The following is an 18,656-nucleotide window of genomic DNA, read 5'->3' on the forward strand; positions in this document are numbered from 1 at the left end:
CGAGCGGTCGCACCGATGTTTGCTGCCCGCTGAAATTCGTTAGCTGGATATTAGCGATATATGCGCGCATATCGGCGACGCTGAATATTCGCCGCGCGCGCGTGTTTGCCGGGCAGGAAGAGTGGCGATAACCACAGTGAACAGTTGTGAGGGACATTCGTGTGCTCTGAACAGTGCTCTCCGGACGGGACGGTGCGGATCAACCGCCGCTGTGCATGACATCGGCGGCGGTCGGTACCGCGACATCGTCGGGATCGTCGAGCCACCCGTGCGGCAGCGCGACTTTACCCGGTGAACCCTGTCGTCCGCGCGGTCCTTCGGCATCGCTGGGGAAAGGCGCGGTCGGATCCAATTGCCCGATCAGATCACGCAATTGCGTCAGGCTCGACACCGTGGCGAAAGCGCGACGCAGATCAGCGCCGACCGGAAAGCCCATCAGATACCAGGCCATGTGCTTGCGCAGATCGCGCATCGCCTTCTCCTGGCCCAGATGTTCTGACAGCAGTGCGCCGTGCCGATACAGCACCTCGCCGACGCGGCCCAGATTCGGCGCTTCCGGCAGCGGCTGACCGCGTAGCGCGGCCTGCAATTCCCCGAAAAGCCAGGGGCGGCCGAGGCATCCGCGCCCGACGACGACGCCGTCGCATCCGGTCTCGTCCATCATGCGCACGGCGTCGGCGGCGGAGAAGATGTCACCGTTGCCCAATACCGGAATGGTCCGCACGGCCTCCTTGAGGCGCGCGATGGCCGACCAGTCGGCCTGACCGGAATAGCGCTGGGCCGCGGTGCGGGCGTGCAGCGCGACGGCGCGCGCGCCTTCCGCCTCGGCGATCCGGCCCGCGTCCAGATAGGTCAGATGTTCGTCGTCGATGCCGATGCGGAATTTCACCGTCACCGGAACACCGGCCGGTTCGGCCGCGCCGACCATGGCCTGCACGATCCGGCGGAACAGGGCGCGTTTGTACGGCAGTGCCGCACCGCCGCCGAGCCGGGTGACCTTGGGCACCGGGCAGCCGAGATTGAGATCGATGTGATCGGCCCAGCCCTCGCCGACGATGATGCGCACCGCCTCGCCGAGGGTGGCCGGGTCGACGCCGTAGAGCTGCATCGAACGCGGATGCTCGTCGGCGTCGAACGACATCATGTGCAGCGTCTTCTCGTTGCGCTCGACCACCGCCCTCGCGGTGATCATCTCGCAGACGTAGATCGAGGTGGAACTGCCGAATTCGCGGCACAGCTTGCGGAACGCCAGATTCGTGATGCCCGCCATCGGCGCCAGCACCACCGGCGGATCGACCGGATACGGCCCGATCCGCAGCGCGCTCGTCGCCTCGGTAGTCATCGTCACGCCCATCAGTGTCTCATCTCCGGTCGTTGTGACCGCTGACACGGGCGGTGCTGTGGTCGGAAGTCGGTACCGCGACTCCAACGACAATCGCGCCGACGCCGGGAATTCCCGGTGCCGGCGCGCTCGTGTCTCGTGGCGTCGCGGTGCTGGGCCGTGGCTCAGCCCGCGCTGGCGCCCGCCAGCTCGCGCTTCTTGGCCTCGCGGGCCAGCATGCGGTCGCGCTGCTCTTCGAATTTGAGGACGTCCTGGCCGAGTTTGTCCAGGAAGATCGCCAGGCGATCACGGACTGCCTCGCCGCGCGGCGTGAAATCGGTCCGTTCGAACAGGTCCCACTTCTTGAGCACAGGCTGCACCACTTCCTCGAGGTGCTGACGCAGGTCGTAGATGCCGTGCTTGGCCATGAGCACGCCGTTGCGGCGGAAGTTGGGCATACCCGCGCCCGGCATCTGGAAGTTCTCCAGGATCAGGGTGATCGCCTCGATCGCCTGGTCGGGGCACAGGTCGAGCGCCGCGCCGCACAGGTTGCGGTAGAAGATCATGTGCAGGTTCTCGTCGGCCGCGACGCGCTGCAGCATGCGGTCGGCGATGGGGTCGTCGCAGACCCTGCCGGTGTTGCGGTGGCTGACCCGGGTCGCCAGCTCCTGGAAGGTGACGTAGGCGACCGAGTGCAGGAAGCCCGCGTCGGCCTCGGTGGGGGAGGCGAAACCGTTGGTCATGTGGATCATGCGCGCTTCTTCGAGCGCCACCGGATCGACACCGCGGGTGACGACGAGGTAGTCGCGCATCACGATGCCGTGCCTGTTCTCCTCGGCCGTCCAGCGGCCGACCCACGTACCCCACGCACCGTCCTGCGAGAAGTTCTCGGCGATCTCGCGGTGGTAGGAGGGCAGGTTGTCCTCGGTGAGCAGGTTGGTGATCATGGCCGCCTTCGCGACCTCGTTCAAGCGGGACTGATCAGGGTCCCAGTCCGTCCCGCCGAGCGCCGCGAAATTGCGGCCCTCGTCCCACGGGACGTAGTCGTGCGGATGCCACTCCTTCGCGAGGGAGAAGTGCCGGTCGACGTTTGCCTCGGCAACCGGCTCCAACTCCGTGAGAAGCTCGAGTTGAGTCAGATCCCTTGCCATGTATATAGCCCTTCCCAGTGCGTGCACGCTGACAGGTCGTCCCCCCCGGTGTCGTGCCGATGCGGCCATACCTTACGGCACCGTAGGTGTGATGCGAAACGCATCGACAGGAGAAAAATCGCCCGGTGATGCACTTCATACGTCGTCTTCGACGTCCCCCGCCGCATCCGAGTCTAAGTGGTTTCGCAGCCCTTGCCTCCTTGGAGCACGCTGTGAATTACCACAGGACCGGATGCGATTTCGGCCCGCCGTGAGTGGTCTATCGCTGTCGGCGCGCAGTTGTTAGCCGCCGTCGGACGCTTATTTTGCGGCATCGATTCACGGCCCGAGCGTGTGCGGATCGCCGTCGGATCGTCAAGCTGCCTCCGCTTCGCGCGCACCGGTGGGAGACGCCGACCGCGCAACCGGTCCATCCAACCGTCGACACGACAGGGGCACTGTCGATTGTCACGACGATCATCGCCTACTTCGGCACGTACCGATGCGAATAAGCCCTCGGCACCTGATCGAAGCAGCGGATGAAAAACTGACCGGTCCGTTCGTATGGTCGATCCACATCGGCTGATCGTGACCGTCGCTTGCAGCCGGGCGAAAGATTTCGTTCGATCCCGTCCGTCATCGCGATGGGATGCCCACCCTGCCGTGTGCGGCCTCACGGCCTGCGGGCGGCAGCGACGGCTGAGGCGAGGGCCGACCGCCGTCACTGACGGTTCGGACCGATAGTCGGATCGTCGTCCGTCGACGCCACCGTGCGGATCGCTCCAGACCTCCGGCGGTCCCCGGGGGGAGACGACGTGCGGCGGTCCCCGGGGGGAGACGACGTGCGGCGGTCCTCGGTCCCCCGGGATCAGGTCGGAACAGGATGGCGGGAAGAGCGCGGCAATTCGTGTGCATCCAGGTTCGTCCCGAGCCGTTGTGAATGCTCCGGGCTCGGGCCGCCACCTTCGCGTGTTGTGGCAGCTCGGCAAATCATGTGTGTCCACGCCGAACCGGCCCTCCACCGCGTGGCCGGAACCTGCTCACCACGCAGTTCGGCGCTGCCGACTGCCCGTGAAGGAATCCGTAACACCACCGGCGATATCGATCCCGGTATCGGCTCACCGAAAGCCGCTATCGGACCACTGAATTGGATTCGCTCGATTCACTGCCTCGTCCATGCGGGGGCTGACCACTCTGTAGCTCCGACAACCTGCTCGGCCGCCTGGTCGGCCGCGCCGGGTTCGGCACTCCGTCGTCTCGGCCCCATTGATGGGTGGCGCATCCGGCGTGCCGCCGAGCGCGGCGGTCGGTGAGCGAGAACACAATCCTGCCCGCCGTGTTCGGCCCCGGAGGCCCGCGTACCTCGTTTCCCGGTGCCGCGCGGTAACTCGATCATCGATACTTTCCGCCGATCGATCGATTCGGTGATTGCGGATACTTCGCTGTCCGCGCGGTTGCGACGAGGCTCAACGACCTCGGTATCGGCATGGGCCGCAGGGCTATCTCACGTGGTCGCGGACCCCGTGCGGATCGGTCCCGAGCCGCTGCCGCTGCCGTGCGCGCGCCCGGTCCATCGGGCGCTCCGGCGGGCTCGGATGTCGCGTCACCCCGCATTTCTGCTCGGCGGCCGATGTCGGGTAGGCTCTCCAGCCGAGCCCCTTTAGCTCAGTTGGTAGAGCTGGTGACTTTTAATCACTAGGTCGTAGGTTCGAGTCCTACAGGGGGCACTCGCAACGGCGGGGCGGAGTCGCCCGGTGAGCCGGCATTCGCGCCGGTACGACAACTCGCGTGAGCCCATCGATGGAGTACGGGCGTGCGCGCGATGATGACCGTGTTCGTTCCCCGCGCCGCCCTGCCACAACCGGTCGTGATGTCGCACGGGGTAACAACGACGGGGCGCCTCGCGATAGCTCCGGTAACCATTCGCGGTCCGGCTTTGTTCATTTCCGGACAATTTCGATATCATCGAATGATGTTGCCTGGCAAAGTCTTTGGATTTCCGGGGCGGGTCGGACCCGATCTCGGGGAAGTGCGGCGGCGGCGCGATCGGTCGGCGCGCGGTCGGTGCCGGGCGGGTGGTGTGGCGTCACGGAGTCGGGCGAACGCCGCTGCGCTGCTGACGAATTCGGCGCTGCGGCCGGAAGAGTATTGGTTGCGAGATGTTTGCTGTATTGGGGAGTGATCCACATCCGACAACTGACTCCTCGGTTTGCCGCATGTCGGCAGGTGATTGCGGGTACGGTGACGCGTGGGTGAATTCCGGAGGTATCTGCGAATCACCCGGGGATCTGGAATTCGGCTTATCGTTGGTGTGTCCGACCGCGTTGCGAACGGTTCGGCCGGTCGTGGCAAACCTGGACTCGATGCCGCAGGAGGCTCATTCGAGAAGAAGTAATGCCCGGGTGCGCACCCCCTGCGGCGCACCCGGGCACGAAAACTATACCAGCTGGTGTGTTTCAGGTTTTTCGCAAGTTTTCGTACCGAAAGTTTGAAACTGGGCGAAAACCCGGTTTGAAGTATTGATAAAACTCATAACTTTGCGCCAAGGGTCCGTTCCTAAGGGGGGCACCGATTGGCGGCGAGTAGGCTTCGGAGGCGTTTCGAGCATGGCACGGCAGCAAGAGCGGGCCCGCCGGACACGCGCGGCGATTATCAGGTCCGCCGCCGTTGAGTTCGGGAAGAGCGGCTATGCCGCTGCATCGCTCAACCGCATATTGGAAGGTTCCCGCGCGACCAAGGGCGCCATGTACTTCCATTTCGATTCCAAGGAAGACCTGGCGCGCGCGGTCCTGGAGACGGCGGTGGAGCGCTACCGCGCCTCGGCCGAACGGTGGCTGGCGCGAGCCGATCTCGGACCACTCGACACCCTGCACGGGATGGTCGACGAGATAGCGCTACGTCTGGAGCACGACATCATCGTGCAGGCCGAGTATCGGCTCATCATCGAACCGGACTTCTATCGCGATGTGCAGGCGGGTGGTGGGCGGATACTCGGCCGTGCCACCCGGGTCCTCGTCGTCCGGGCGATAGAACACGGTCAGCTGCGCCTCGACGCCGACCCCGACCGCTTCACGCGCACCCTGACGGCGGCACTGGCCGGTCAGCGGTACATGGTCGACCTGGCGGCGGGGTCGGTCGATCTGCGGTCGCGATTCCGCGAGGCGCTCGAGGTCGTGATCGAGTCCATGGCCACGCCGGAGTGGACCGAGAAGTTCCGGGTGAACGGCTGGCGGGCGACCGCGCGGCTCGAGGAGCTCGGGCTCGTGCTCTAGCCGCTGTTTCATGGCTCTGACCAGCCGATTTGGGAAACGCGGTACAGCTGTCATAAGCTATGCGAGCTCCCAACGGACACCCGTTGAAAGCCGGTCCGGAGGAATCCGGGACGAGCCCCCTTCGTCTAGCGGCCTAGGACGCCGCCCTTTCAAGGCGGTAGCGCGGGTTCGAATCCCGTAGGGGGTACGGTCTCTGGACCGTTGGTAGCACGCAAGGCCCTGTGGCGCAGTTGGTTAGCGCGCCGCCCTGTCACGGCGGAGGTCGCGGGTTCGAGTCCCGTCAGGGTCGCAAGTAAACGCCGGAGAAATCCGGCGTTTCGCGTATGGCATTCGGAATGGGTGCCTGCGGCCAGGTAGCTCAGTTGGTACGAGCGTCCGCCTGAAAAGCGGAAGGTCGCCGGTTCGATCCCGGCCCTGGCCACATCAAATCCCCCTCGACCGAGTCGAGGGGGATTCTTTGTTTCTCCACCGATGAGTGCGCGTTTTTCCGCTGAGTCGTCGAAGTTCACGGTGTCGAGTAATTCGCTGCCTGTCGTTCGGCAGGTCCGCAGGCTTGTGCTCAGACCGGGGCTGGGCTGAGTTCGGACTGCGCCTGGCACCGGGTTGCACCATGCCAAGGCGGCATCAGGGTCAGGAGCGCAATCCGGACAGGTGCATTGGGCCGAGAAGCGCTCGAATCGGGGTGCCTGATTTGGACGAGCCATCGGATCAGACCGGCCGCATTTACCTGAACCAGGCGGCAGGTGCGTGGTCACCGCCGGGACCGGTTGCGTTGGGACACGGCAGCAGGTCGGACAGGGCCGCAGTTGGAAACCTTTCGTTGTGGGCCCCGTCGCCGTGGGGCTGGGCCGTCGTGGGGTCGGCTATTTGAGGTCAGGCCACAGCAGGAACCTGGCCGCGGTGGGACTGGGGCAGTAGTTGAACCGGCTCTCAGCCGCGACCTGTCGCGGTAGGAGCAGGCTGTGACTGGGCCGCGGGGCAAGGCCGGGTCGCCGCTGTGGGACCGCGCTGCTGTGGGACCCGGCCGCTGTGGGGGACCTGGCTGCTGAGGGACCTGGCTGCTGAGGGACCTGGCTGTGGGATCCGGCTGCTGTGGGATCCGGCTGCTGTGGGATCCGGCCGCCGTGAGACCCGGCAGCTGTGGGATCAGGCCCCCGTGGGACCGGTCCGCGGCGTAGCTGGGACCGAGCCGCAGTTGGCAGCGGGCGCCTCAGCCTCAGCTGGGAGCTCCGCCCGAAGTGGAACAGGGGTTGCAACCGGGAGCGCGCAGCAGGGACCGGCAGTCGTGGGGTCAGGCTTCCGTGGGACCGGGCTGCCGTAGGACAGGGCCGCGACTGGTGCCGGGACGCGGCAGGGAGCCGGGCGCTGCGGGGCCCAGGGGCGGACTGGCTGTTGTGGGGCCCCGGGCCCGGCTGGCGAGGCATTGGGCGCGTGATTATCGCGCGATGCGGGGCGTCGCGGATCGGGAGCGCGCACCGTCAACGGCCGGACTATTTCGAATACTGCACCATTCGGAGAAACGAAGGTCGTGTTCCATTGTGCGAAGTATCGGAGCCCGTTTCCAGGGGGGGGACCCGTCGCTCGATCGGCGACCGATCGCGTTCAGGCCGCCGAACCGGATGGCGTCGACGGATCGGCGAAGCGAAATCAGGATGGGGTACGCGGTGATCTTCGGGGCGGTCGCAATCGATGAACTGTCATGTTTTCTCTGGAAACGTTGTGCGTTGCGGTGAGATGAATAAGTTCTCTTCATTCGAAACTCGTGACTTGTGGGCAATTGCGTGAGAGGGGCAGTCTGCGCAACGGGGAATCGGCCGTCACGATGAATATGTATTCCATCCCGAAACGTGTAGGCGGGCAATCGCGCCGGATTCGGGTCGTACTGCGGCTATCGATTCGGAGCCACGCGGCGGGGCACTCGGCGGAGGTTGCCGGTCGAGCCCCGGAGGGTCAGAGAGGGGGAGGCCGAGAAGGCGAAGGATGACGGTCTCGCGTAATTCTGCCCGGGAAGGCCGAGATCGGGTGCGTCGATACGAGTGCAGTGGTAATCGTTTGCCGCGTAATCGATTCGGCGAGAAGGTATCGAAATAGCAAGGGAAGGAATCGAACTCGTCGTCAGACTGTCAGACCGCCAGACGTGAGATCGCGAACGTACCCGGTCACTCTCGCTGGTGTCGCCCCGGTTCCGGGGCCGACACCAGCGGGCCGACACCAGCGGGCCGACACCAGCGGGCCGACACCAGCGGGCCGACACCAGCGGGCCGACACCAGCGGGCCGACACCAGCGGGCCGACACCAGCGGGCCGACACCAGCGGGCCGACACCAGCGGGCCGACACCAGCGGCCACGAGCCGCACACCTCCGGAATCGAATGCCCTGCCTCGGGCGGTGAGGCGATGAGAGCAGCACCACCGGCATTCCCGCTGCCGCTCGCCCGATGGTCAGCCGACGACGACCCACCGGGACGTGCGCCAGCACGGCTCACGGCCGCCCTGTGCACCCCTGCGACCGGGCGAATCCCCGTGATCATGGCGAAATTCCGGATTGGTTCGTTCGATCGGTGGAATGCTGGGGATATGGCGGAAAAGTGGTACTACTGCTTGAAGCATCAGCGTGCCGAGCAGGGAATGCGGTGCTGGTTCCGGGACCGGATGGGCCCGTATCCGGATCAGGCGACAGCCGAGCGGGCACTCGATATCGTGCGGGCGCGCAACGAGCGTGAGGACGCGCGGGACCGATCGTGGCGTGATGGTGAGTGATAGTGACTGATCACACTGCGTAATACCCCTCGGGTGCTCCTCAGGTCCATCAACTAGGGTTCTCAGAAATCAACCGAGTGCTCGGCGGTCCACCGTGGGCTGTGGGGCCGGACCAGGTGAGCAGGGAGGGCGACCCTTGAGGGTTACCGTTGTTGTGCCGACCTACAACGAGCGGGAGAATCTGCCGGTTGCGGTGGAGCGGCTGACGGCGCTGCCGGTACCCGACCTGCATGTACTCGTGGTCGACGACAATTCACCGGACGGAACGGGTGAAGTCGCCGACAAACTGGTGGCCGAATCGCCGAATACGGTGGGTGTACTGCACCGCACCGAGAAGGACGGCCTCGGCCGCGCCTACATCGCCGGGATCACCCGCGCGCTGGACGAAGGCGCGGACGTGGTGATCCAGATGGACGCGGATCTGTCGCATCCGGCCGAGGTGATTCCCGCGATGTTGGAGAAACTCGAGACCACCGACGCCGGTGTGGTGCTCGGGTCCCGGTATGTGCCCGGCGGGTCGACCGCCGAGGAATGGAAGTGGTACCGCAAGGCGCTGTCCGCGTGGGCGAATTTCTACGTGAACCTGATCCTGCGGCTGAGCGTCAAGGACGCCACCGCCGGGTTCAAGGCGTGGAAGGCCGACACCTTGCGTGCCATCGACGTCGCCTCGATCCGGAGCAACGGCTATTCGTTCCAGGTCGAGATGAACTACCGCACCGTCAAGAAGGGCATCCCGATCGCCGAGGTGCCGATTCGCTTCGAGGAACGCACCGTCGGCGCGTCCAAGATGAGTCTGAGGGTGCAGTTGGAATCGGCGTTGATGCCGTGGAAGTTGCTGTTCGGCCGCTCGGTGTAGTCCGGGCCGAGACGACCGGCGGGGTCGCGCGTCCTCGGATGCGCGACCCCGCCGTCGTCTTCGTCAGCTCCGGGTCAGCTTCCGGTGCAGCCCCTCGGTGGCGACGACGATGACCGGCACCAGCACCACGTGCATCAGCGACAGCGCCACCGTCGACGCGGTGTCGAAATCGGCCGCGATCGTCAGGGCGATGGTGCCGAGGGCGAGCAACGAGCCGACCACCGCCGCGACGCGCAGCACCGCCACCCACTTGTAGGACAGCAGGGCGGCGGCCCCGAGTCCGATCAGCAGCGGAACGATCGACATGACGATGACACCGCCGGGGGCGACGGACTCTCCCTCGGAGATGAATTCACCGCCCGCGGCGGCGCCGATCAGCCAGACGATCAGATTCAGTACGAGGGCGACGGCGATACCGCCGAACACCGCGGTCGGACGGTTGAGTGCGGGAATGGGCAGGACGCGGTCTGCGGGTTGTGCGACGGACATGGTGACCTTCTCCTGTGCGAGAGCTGTGAATCTGCTGTGGAATCCAATGGTGGAACCTCAATGACCGTTCAGGTCAATACCTCTGCGGGGATGTGTCGCCGGTCACGTCTCCGTCCGATCGATGCTCAGCTGTCCGTCGGCCAGTTCAGCAGCGTGTCGATGTACAGCTGCCGCACCTGCTCGACCTTGTCGTCCATGGCGTTCGGATCCCATCCCGATACGTCGATCGGCGCGAGGACGGTGACGTCGACGACCCCTCTGCGCGCGACCATCGAATTACGCCGCGAGATCTCGCCCGCGTTGCGGATCACCACCGGAATCACCGGAACTCCGGCCTGATGGGCGATGTGGAACGCGCCCTTCTTGAACCGTCCGACCTCCGGTGTGTAGGAGCGGGTGCCCTCGGGGGCGATCCCGATGGACAGTCCGCCGCGCAAGGTCTCGACCACCGGCGCGAGTTGCGCTTTCGCGGTCGCGGTGTCGGACCGGTCGATGAAGGTCACGCCGACGAAACGCATGAGCGGTCCGAATATCGGATTGCGGGTCAGTTCCTTCTTCCCGATTCCGGTGACCCCGCCTTCGAGGACCCTCGGCACGATGATCACGTCGAATTGGCTCTGGTGGTTGAACAGGAATACCGCGGGCCGCGGTGATCGGGCGTGCTCGGTGCCGGTCACCCGCAGCCGTACCCCGAGTACTCGCAGCGTGGCGGAGGTGGCGTGGACCAGGAGCGCGTCGGCCATCTTGCGCCGCTGTCCGGTGAACGATTTCGACAGCACGCCGAACAGCGCGCCGCCGAGCAGGGCGGTCAGCCCGGCGACGGTGCGCAGGTAGTCGACCGGTCCGGGCGCGCGCCGGGGGCGGAAGGTCAGGGCGAGCCGATCGTTCTCGGCGGCGGACGCGATGAACCCGCGATCGGGGTTCACGGCCACTGGATATCCGACGGCGGCGAGCAGCGGCAGGTCGGCGGCGGTGTCGGTATAGGCGTAGCTGCGGTCGAGTTCGAGACCTCGGGTCGCGGCGACGGCACGGATCGCGTCGAGTTTTCCGTTGCGCCACAGTGTCTTTCCGGCGACGTAGCCGGTGAGCACGCCGTCGTCGGCGGCCATCTCGGTGTAGAGCACCGCGTCGACGCCGAGTTCCTCCGCGACCGGAACGACCTGGAATCGGGTCAGCGCGCTGGCGAGAACCACGGTGTGTCCCACCGCCTGGTGCGTCCGGATCAATTGCCACGCTTCGGGATACAGGTATCCGTAGACGCTGTGCAGGAACACCCGCCGACCGGTTTCCTCCAGATCGGATTCCGTCCTGCCCGCCAGCGCGGACGACGACGATTGGAGGAATCGGCTGTACTCGCCGTCGGTGAGGTTGGCGCGAAAACCGTCGAGCAGCACGGTGCTCGCGTCGGGTTGTCCCCTCGTCGGCCGGTACCACTTCCTTCGGGCGAAACCGCCGTTCAGGACCGCGCCGAGGTCGAATATCGCGGCGATCCGAGGGCCGTGCGGACCGGACCGGATCGCGGCGAGCAGGGTGGGCAGATCGTGCGGGGCGGTGGGCGGGTGTGCGGCGGGCAGGCCGGGCGCGTGCGGTTCGCTGGTCATCGCCGCTGCTCCAGCCGATTCGACGGGTCGAGCGCGGCGGCGCGGGAGATCCGCGCGCCGAGTGTGCGCAGTTCTTCGGCGAATTCGTTTCTGCGACGGGTGGATTCCGCGCACTGCTCAGCGGATTCGGGATCGCAGGGTGCGACGAGATCGTAGTTGTCGGCGAGTTTCAGTGCGCTGGTGAATAATTCGGTGGAAACGGATTCGGGGCTGTGCAGCCGCTGTTGCAGCAGCATCTGTTTGCCGACCGCGACGCATTCCTCGAGGAATTGCTTGCGATCGAGTTCGGCGGCGGGATCGTGCGCCGCGAGACGTTCGGCGACGACGAGTTGCGCGTCGACGAAGGAGCGCAGCACCCGGTGCGCCATCATGAAGCCGGAGGCGGACAGTTTCTCCACGACGTCGTTGCCGAAGGTGTCGCGTCGGGTGTGGTTGTGCCATTCGGGATCGACCAGCAGCATCTCGGCGGTCAACTGCGCGGCGAATTCGGCGCGGTCGGGGAAGAAGAAATCGAATTTCAGCAGGTCGCGCAGCCGGTACGCCTCGTCCCAGCCCGCGCTCAGCTCATCGCGTTCCGGCAGTTCCGCCGCGGCGATGATCGACAGTTCGAGGATGGCGCGGTTGATGAACCAGTGCACGGCGCTGTTGCGGTAGAAGGCCGCCTCCAGATGCGCGCCGGTTTCGATCGAATAGACCGGTTCCAGCCCGCCGCGATAGACCGTGACCACCTTGGCCAGCGACAGTTGTTCCAGCACCACCGCCAGGCTCTGCTCGTCGCGCAGCGCGGCCAATTCACCGCTGGGCAGTCCGCGTTTGTCGATGTAGCCGAGCACGGGCGCGAGCAGCGTGCGCACCTCGCCGAGGGTGAGGGCGCGTTCGTGCACGCCGAGCAGGGCGAGGGTGGCCAGCGCGTTGACGGTGACGGGGGTGACCGCGTTGATGCCGACCGCGATTTCGAAGGCCAATCGCTGCACCGCCTTGCGCTCGAGTTCGGCTGTCGCGTCGTCGGTCGCGGTCGGCACCGCTTCGACGCGGGCGGTGTCGGTGCGGTGCAACGGGATCGAGACGAGTGGGGTGCGCAGCGGATCGCCGTTGGCGGCGAGGCGTTCACGCGCCGACATCGGCGCGCCGAACCGGACGTAGACGTGGCCGGCCGAATGCTGCTGGCTGCGTACGTAACGCGCGAGCCAGGCCAGTCCCTCCGGCTTCTTCTTCCCGCCGACCTGTTCGGTGGCGATGGCGCCGAGTTCGTTGAGCCGTTCGTAGGTGATCGATACCGGGACCAGCATCACGTCCTCGACCCGGTTCCCGCGTACCGCGGCGGCGAGGTAGTTGAGCAGGCCGTAGCGCGGCGGCCGGAGTTTTCCGGTCCGGGTCCGTCCGCCTTCGAAGTACCACTCCAGGTTGAACCGCTTGACCAGCAGGTAGGCGAAATACTCCTCGACGACGGCCTTGTACACCTCGTCGTCGCCGAAACTGCGCCGGATGAAGATGGTTCCGGTGCGCCGGGCGATCGGGCCCATGGGCCAGAAGCTGAGGTTGGCCCCGCCGATGACGTGGTTCGGCGGGAAATCGCTGCGGGCCAGCACATCGCCGAGGACGAACGCGTCGACATAGGAGCGGTGCGAGGGCAGGAAGACCAGCGGGTAGCGGCGGTTCAGTTTGCGCAGCGCGTCGAGTCCCGACTCTTCGGTTTCGACTTTCCACGTCGAGGCGTGCACCGGTCGCATGGCCTGGGTGAACAGATCCGAGACCAGCCTGCTCTGGGAGGCGACCAGTTCGTTGAGCGCCCGTTCGGCCCGCCGGTAGACCTCCTGCGGGTCCGCGCCGATGCGGTCGGCGACGAGTTCGAGGGTGCGCAGGAATTCGGGGGAGTCGAGGATCTCCTCGGTCACCAGTCGCGGCACCTTGTACCGGTCGCCGATGACGGTGCGCTCGGCGCGTTCGAGGGCGAAGACGGCGGCGCGCACGATGGCGCGGGCGAACGGTTCGGCCGAGCCCGCGGCGAGCATGGCCGAGGCTTCGGGATTGTTCTGCCGCAGTTCGCTCAACAGCGCGGGCTGTCCGGTCAGGACGACGTGGCGGTCCGGCGACCGGCGCACCAGCCTGCGCTGTGCGAGCCGATTCGGTTTGCGCGGGTTGGTCATCAACGCGATGTCGGCGAACGTCATCCGGCGGACACCGTCGCGTTCCGGCGGCAGCCACAGCACCCGGACCGGGACGACGAGCGGATCGTCACGCCTGCCGACGAGACGGTCGGCGATGGCGCCCGCGTCCAGATCCAACTGGGTGACCGGTGCTTCGGCGCCGAATTCGGTGGTGAGGCCACCGTGGGCGAGCCAGGTGCCGATGAGATCGCGTTCGGTCGGGGAGGTGGCATCGACCAATGCCACCACCGAACCGGGCGGTGTGGTCCGCGGAGCCGGTGCGGGCGCACCTCCGTGGTGATCGATCATTGCTGGTCCCTCCGCAGACAGGCGATCCCCTTATTCAAGCCCTCGGCGACGGTTTGCGCAGGAACTCCGGCGGGTGAGTTCATCGTGCCCGGTCGAACGGACGGCCGGGGTTTCGGGACACCGCCACGGCGGCGCAGGTAATGCTAACCTTACCCCCTAAAGTTAGGTCAGCATAACCTTTGGAGGACCGTTGTCGACCACGGACGAGCGCTTGCGCGTGGAGTATGTGACCGATCCGGCGGCAGCGATGTCTCGCCTGGCTTCGGCCGATCGGTTCGGCGAGTACGTCATGTACGAGCGTCCGGGGGAATGGGTGTTCGCCGCCGACCCGATCGGCAGTGTCGAACTCGATGTGCACGAGTTGCGGGTGACCTGGGACGGTCGGACCACAACCTCGGAATGGGAGGGAACCCCGGCGAGCGTGCTCGACACGTCGCTGGGCACACTGCCGCTGGAAGGCCGCAATGCCTACGGCTGGATCAACTTCGAATTCTGCGCGTGGGCGCTCGACGCGACCGCGCACCTGGATCCGCGGGCGAACCTCGCGCATCTGATGATTCCGCGGATCGAGGTCCGCGTCGGCGCGTCCGGTGTCGTGATCTCCGGTGCCGAACCCGACGAGGTCGAGGATATCCACGACCTCATCGCGGCCTCGCGGGACAGCGCCCTGCCGAAACCCGAGCCCGCCGATATCCGCGTCGACCCGACCGGATACCGGGATCGCGTCACCACGGCGGTCGAGGAGATCCGCTCCGGCCTGTACCAGAAGGTGATCCTGTCGCGAAAGGTCGACCTGCCCTTCGTGGTCGACATCCCGGCCACCTACCGGCTCGGCCGCGCGCACAACACCCCGGCCCGTTCGTTCCTGTTGCGCCTGGGCGGCCTCGAAGCCGCCGGTTACAGTCCGGAACTGGTGGCGTCGGTGGACGACGACCGCGTCGTGACCACCGAACCCCTGGCGGGCACCCGCGCCTTCGGACTCGGTGTCGAGATCGATACGGCGGCCCGCGCGGATCTGGTCCGCGACCCGAAAGAGATCGTGGAACACGCGATCTCGGTGCAGACCTCCTTCGCCGAGATCACCTCGGTCGCCGACCCCGGCACCCCCGCGGTCTCGGATTTCATGGCCGTCCGCGAACGCGGCAGCGTCCAGCACCTGGCGTCGACGGTGCGCGGAACCCTCGCCGCGGGCCGTTCCAGCTGGGACGCGCTCGAGGTGCTCTTCCCTTCGGTCACCGCGTCCGGTATCCCCAAGCGGGAGGGCGTCGATTCGGTCTTCCGGCTCGACGGCGCGCCGCGCGGCCTGTACTCCGGTGCGGTGGTGACGATTTCGCCCACCGGCGCGCTGGACGCGGCGCTGGTGCTGCGCGCGGTCTACCAGACCACCGAGGGCGCGTGGCTGCGCGCGGGCGCGGGCATCGTCGGCCAGTCGCGTCCGGAGCGGGAATTCGAGGAGACCTGCGAGAAGCTCGGCAGCATCGCGCCGTACGTGGTCAAAGCCTGATCGGCACAACCTGATCCGGAGAACGAGAAAGGCCGGGCGGCATGCGCCGCCCGGCCTTCGCCGCGTTCGGTGTCAGACTTCGGCGCGCAGCGCCTTCTTGTCGATCTTGCCGACGGCGGTCACCGGCAGACGTTGCGACCGGCGCACCAGATCGGGCAGTTTGTAGGTGGCGATGCCGCGTTCGGTGAGGAAGGTCTTGATCTCGCCGAGCGTCGGCATCTCACCGTCCACGACGAGGACGGCGCAGACCTTCTCGCCGAGCGAGGAGTCGGGCAGGCCGACCGCCGCCGCGTGCCTGACCGCGGGGTGGGCGAGCAGGTGCTCCTCGAGCTCGTCGCAGGAGATGTTCTCGCCACCGCGGTTGATGACGTCCTTGATGCGGCCGGACACCACCAGGTGCCCGGAGGGCAGTCTGCGCACCAGATCGCCGCTGCGGTAGAAGCCGTCCGGGGTGAAGGCGCGTGAATTGTGTTCGGGCGCGCGGTAGTAGCCGCGAATCGTGTACGGGCCCCTGGTGAGCAGTTCGCCCTCCTCGCCCGGCGCGACCTCGGCGCCCGCGCCGTCGACGACCCGCACCTCGTCGGCGGGCGAGAGCGGCCTGCCCTGGGTGGTGCAGACCAGATCCGCCGAATCGTCGAGCCGGGTGAAGTTCAGCAGCCCTTCGGCCATGCCGAACACCTGCTGCAAGGTCGTGCCGAGCGCGGGTCCGACCTCGCGGGCGTTGACCTCGACCAGTTTCGCGCCGCCGACCTGGAGCAGTCGCAGCGAGCCGAGGTCGGCCTCCTCCCACTCGACCGCCGCGCTCCACAGCTGGGCCAGCGGCGGCACCACGGCCGTCACGCTCACCCGGTACCGCTCGATCGCGGCGAAGGCGTTCTCCGGGCTCGGATCGGTGACGAAGGCCAGTGCCCCGCCGACGCTCACCGTGCCGAGGATGCCGGGGCAGGCCAGTGGGAAGTTGTGCGCGGCGGGCAGTGTCGCGAGGTAGACGTCGTCCTCGGTGAGTTCGCAGATCGCGGCGCTCGCGGTGGCGTTGTAGACATAGTCGTCATGGGTGCGCGCGATCAGCTTCGGCAGGCCGGTGGTGCCGCCGGACACCAGCATCAGCGCGATATCGCTCGGGTCGATTTCCGGTAGCGCGGTGTCGGAGACCCGAGGCACCGAGGACAGGGCGGTGAACGGGCCGGGATCGCCGTGCACGAGGACGTGGCGCAGGCTCGGCACCGCTTCCGTGACCGACGTCGCCAGTTCGCGGTAGTCGAAATCGCCCTGGCGGTCGGCGACGATATAGGCCACCGCCTCCGAAAGCGCGGCCAGGTGCTCGATTTCGGCACGGCGGTGCGCGGGCAGGGTCAACACCGGGATGATGCCCGCGCGCAGCAGGCCGAACAGGACGGCGGGGAACTCCGGCACATTCGGCAACTGGACGACGACCCGGTCGCCCGGCGCGATGCCGAGCGCGAGCAGACCGTCGGCCATCGCGTCGGCGTCGGCGTCGAGCCCGGCGTAATCACGCACGGTCGCGCCGTCGAGCAGCGCGGGCCGACCCGGGTGGCGTCGCGCGGTGTCGCGCAGCAGGTCGCCGAGTGGTCGTCCGGCCCAGTAGCCCGCGGTGCGGTAGGACGCGGCCGCGTCGGCGGGGAAGGGGACATAGCCGTCGCGGTGGCCGGTCGGTGCGGGGGAGGTGGAAGTCACGGTCTGCCTCACAGGGGTCTCGTGCGGGAGCGAGCGATATCGATTACCAAGTAGGTTAGGCAACCCTATCCGAGACGTCCGGCGAAACCCGTGACAGGCATGCTCCGCCGACTAGACTCGCCCTATGACCCGTTGGGACGCTTCGAACATCGCCGATCAGACCGGCCGGACGTTCATCGTCACCGGCGCGAACAGCGGACTCGGCGCGGTGGCCGCGCGAGCGCTGGCGGGCGCGGGCGCCGAGGTCGTGCTGGCCTGCCGCAACGTCGACAAGGGCGCGGCGGTGGCCTCCGGGATCGGCCCCAGGGCGCGCGTGGCCCGGCTCGATCTCGCAGACCTCGCCTCGGTTCGCGACTTCGCGTCATCGGTCGACGGCGCCGATGTGCTGATCAACAACGCGGGTGTGATGGCCGTCCCGCTCGGCCGTACCGCCGACGGTTTCGAAAGTCAGCTCGGCACCAATCATCTCGGCCATTTCGCACTGACCGGCCTGCTGCTCGATCGGATCTCCGACCGGGTGGTCACCGTATCCAGCGGGGCGCACGCGATGGGGAGTATCGACTTCGACGACCTGAACTGGGAACGCCGCAAATATCAGCGCTGGAATGCCTACGGCCAGGCCAAACTGGCCAACCTGCTGTTCGCCTACGAATTGCAGCGCAGGCTCACCGCGGCGGGATCGTCGAAACTGTCGGTGGCCGCCCATCCCGGCTACGCCGCGACCGAATTGCAGTCCCACACCGAATCCTTCTTCGACCCGCTGATGTCGGTGGGAAATCGCCTCTTCGCCCAGAGCGCGGAGATGGGGGCGCTGCCCGAACTGTACGCCGCGACCGCCTCGGTCGAACCGGGCGCGTACTACGGGCCGAGCTCACTGGGCGGCCTGCGCGGATATCCCGGCCGGTCGGGGTCGAGCAAAGCGTCCAAGGACGAGCGGGTCGCCGCCGATCTGTGGGAACTGTCGGAGAAGTTGACCGGGGTCACCTTCCCGTTCGGGGCCTGACGCCTACGGGATCACGCCGGTCTGTCACACATCGCGCGTCCGCGTCGTCCTCTCTGTGAAGGCATAACGCTCACAGGGAAAGAAGGACACCATGGACGCGCGATTCGACTACTTCGGCAACGACAACGGCGCCAAGTTCATCAAGCGCCTCGGCAACGCCTCGATGGTCGTGGACGGATCCACCCTGCCCGCCTCGACCCAGGAACTGGTCAAGTTGCGGGCCAGCCAGATCAACGGCTGCGGATTCTGCACCGATATGCACTACAAGGACGCCGTGCACGCGGGGGAGTCACCGCTTCGGCTGAACCTGGTGGCGGCGTGGCGCGAGGCCACCGTCTTCACCGAGGCGGAGCGGGCCGCGCTCGCGCTGGCCGAGGAGGGCACCCGCATCGCCGATGCTCATCACGGCGTCGGCGACGACACCTGGGCCCAGGCCGAGAAGTATTTCGACGCCGACCAGATCACGGCGCTGATCTCGGTGATCGCCCTGATCAACACCTACAACAGGATCAATGTCATCACCCGCATGCCCGCCGGTTCCTACGAGCCGGGGCAGTTCTCCTGACGTGA

12 protein-coding genes and 4 tRNA genes are annotated in these 18,656 nt (G+C 66.8%); 10 read left to right on the forward strand and 6 right to left on the reverse strand.

Annotated features, from left to right (window positions below):
• Nucleotides 1–199 precede the first annotated feature (199 nt).
• The gene (gene dusB / locus DAT37_RS14570) at nucleotides 200–1,342 is read right to left on the reverse strand and encodes a tRNA dihydrouridine synthase DusB (protein ID WP_109525626.1); all 1,143 of its coding nucleotides are present in this window, start codon (nucleotides 1,340–1,342) and stop codon (nucleotides 200–202) included.
• A gap of 164 nt (nucleotides 1,343–1,506) precedes the next feature.
• A complete protein-coding gene (locus DAT37_RS14575) occupies nucleotides 1,507–2,472 on the reverse strand; it encodes an acyl-ACP desaturase (protein WP_109525253.1) in 966 nt (321 codons plus the stop codon).
• Between the two features lie 1,633 nt (nucleotides 2,473–4,105).
• Here DAT37_RS14575 and DAT37_RS14580 point away from each other — a divergent pair.
• The 7 genes from DAT37_RS14580 to DAT37_RS14610 all read left to right on the forward strand — a co-directional run bounded on the left by DAT37_RS14580 (nucleotide 4,106) and on the right by DAT37_RS14610 (nucleotide 9,338).
• A tRNA-Lys gene (locus DAT37_RS14580) sits at nucleotides 4,106–4,178 on the forward strand.
• An 879-nt stretch (nucleotides 4,179–5,057) separates the two neighbouring features.
• Entirely contained in the window at nucleotides 5,058–5,723 is a 666-nt protein-coding gene (locus DAT37_RS14585) for a TetR/AcrR family transcriptional regulator (protein WP_109525254.1), read from the forward strand.
• A gap of 114 nt (nucleotides 5,724–5,837) precedes the next feature.
• A tRNA-Glu gene (locus DAT37_RS14590) sits at nucleotides 5,838–5,910 on the forward strand.
• 28 nt (nucleotides 5,911–5,938) lie between these two features.
• Nucleotides 5,939–6,012 (forward strand) — tRNA-Asp (locus tag DAT37_RS14595).
• A gap of 58 nt (nucleotides 6,013–6,070) precedes the next feature.
• Nucleotides 6,071–6,144, forward strand: a tRNA-Phe gene (locus DAT37_RS14600).
• 2,155 nt (nucleotides 6,145–8,299) lie between these two features.
• Nucleotides 8,300–8,482 (forward strand): hypothetical protein, encoded by a 183-nt coding sequence (locus tag DAT37_RS14605; protein WP_109525255.1) that lies wholly within the window; start codon nucleotides 8,300–8,302, stop codon nucleotides 8,480–8,482.
• A gap of 136 nt (nucleotides 8,483–8,618) precedes the next feature.
• Nucleotides 8,619–9,338, forward strand: coding sequence for a polyprenol monophosphomannose synthase (locus tag DAT37_RS14610; RefSeq protein ID WP_254190569.1), 720 nt, complete (start codon nucleotides 8,619–8,621; stop codon nucleotides 9,336–9,338).
• Nucleotides 9,339–9,401: 63 nt separating this feature from the next.
• Here DAT37_RS14610 and DAT37_RS14615 read toward each other — a convergent pair whose 3' ends face one another.
• The 3 genes from DAT37_RS14615 to DAT37_RS14625 form a co-directional block, all read right to left on the reverse strand.
• Nucleotides 9,402–9,827, reverse strand: a complete 426-nt coding sequence (locus tag DAT37_RS14615) for a DUF6069 family protein (RefSeq protein ID WP_109525257.1) — start codon at nucleotides 9,825–9,827, stop codon at nucleotides 9,402–9,404.
• A 125-nt stretch (nucleotides 9,828–9,952) separates the two neighbouring features.
• Complete coding sequence (locus tag DAT37_RS14620) at nucleotides 9,953–11,428, reverse strand: HAD-IB family hydrolase (RefSeq protein WP_109525258.1); 1,476 nt, start codon at nucleotides 11,426–11,428, stop codon at nucleotides 9,953–9,955.
• A complete protein-coding gene (locus DAT37_RS14625) occupies nucleotides 11,425–13,884 on the reverse strand; it encodes a glycerol-3-phosphate 1-O-acyltransferase (protein WP_109525259.1) in 2,460 nt (819 codons plus the stop codon). Before DAT37_RS14625 ends, DAT37_RS14620 begins: the two co-directional genes overlap by 4 nt.
• Nucleotides 13,885–14,074: 190 nt before the next feature.
• On the opposite strand from DAT37_RS14625, the gene DAT37_RS14630 reads away from it, so the two are divergent.
• On the forward strand, nucleotides 14,075–15,388 hold the full coding sequence (locus DAT37_RS14630) for a salicylate synthase (RefSeq protein ID WP_109525260.1): 1,314 nt from the start codon (nucleotides 14,075–14,077) through the stop codon (nucleotides 15,386–15,388).
• 72 nt (nucleotides 15,389–15,460) lie between these two features.
• On the opposite strand, the gene DAT37_RS14635 is transcribed toward DAT37_RS14630, so the two are convergent.
• Complete coding sequence (locus tag DAT37_RS14635; RefSeq protein WP_109525627.1) at nucleotides 15,461–17,083, reverse strand: (2,3-dihydroxybenzoyl)adenylate synthase; 1,623 nt, start codon at nucleotides 17,081–17,083, stop codon at nucleotides 15,461–15,463.
• Between the two features lie 124 nt (nucleotides 17,084–17,207).
• Here DAT37_RS14635 and DAT37_RS14640 point away from each other — a divergent pair, with 124 nt between their 5' ends.
• Both DAT37_RS14640 and DAT37_RS14645 read left to right on the forward strand, forming a co-directional pair.
• Nucleotides 17,208–18,086, forward strand: coding sequence for an oxidoreductase (locus DAT37_RS14640; RefSeq protein WP_109525261.1), 879 nt, complete (start codon nucleotides 17,208–17,210; stop codon nucleotides 18,084–18,086).
• Between the two features lie 91 nt (nucleotides 18,087–18,177).
• Entirely contained in the window at nucleotides 18,178–18,651 is a 474-nt protein-coding gene (locus DAT37_RS14645) for a carboxymuconolactone decarboxylase family protein (protein ID WP_109525262.1), read from the forward strand.
• Nucleotides 18,652–18,656 lie beyond the last annotated feature (5 nt).

Source organism: Nocardia aurea, assembly GCF_003123685.1.
Lineage (GTDB): Bacteria > Actinomycetota > Actinomycetes > Mycobacteriales > Mycobacteriaceae > Nocardia > Nocardia aurea.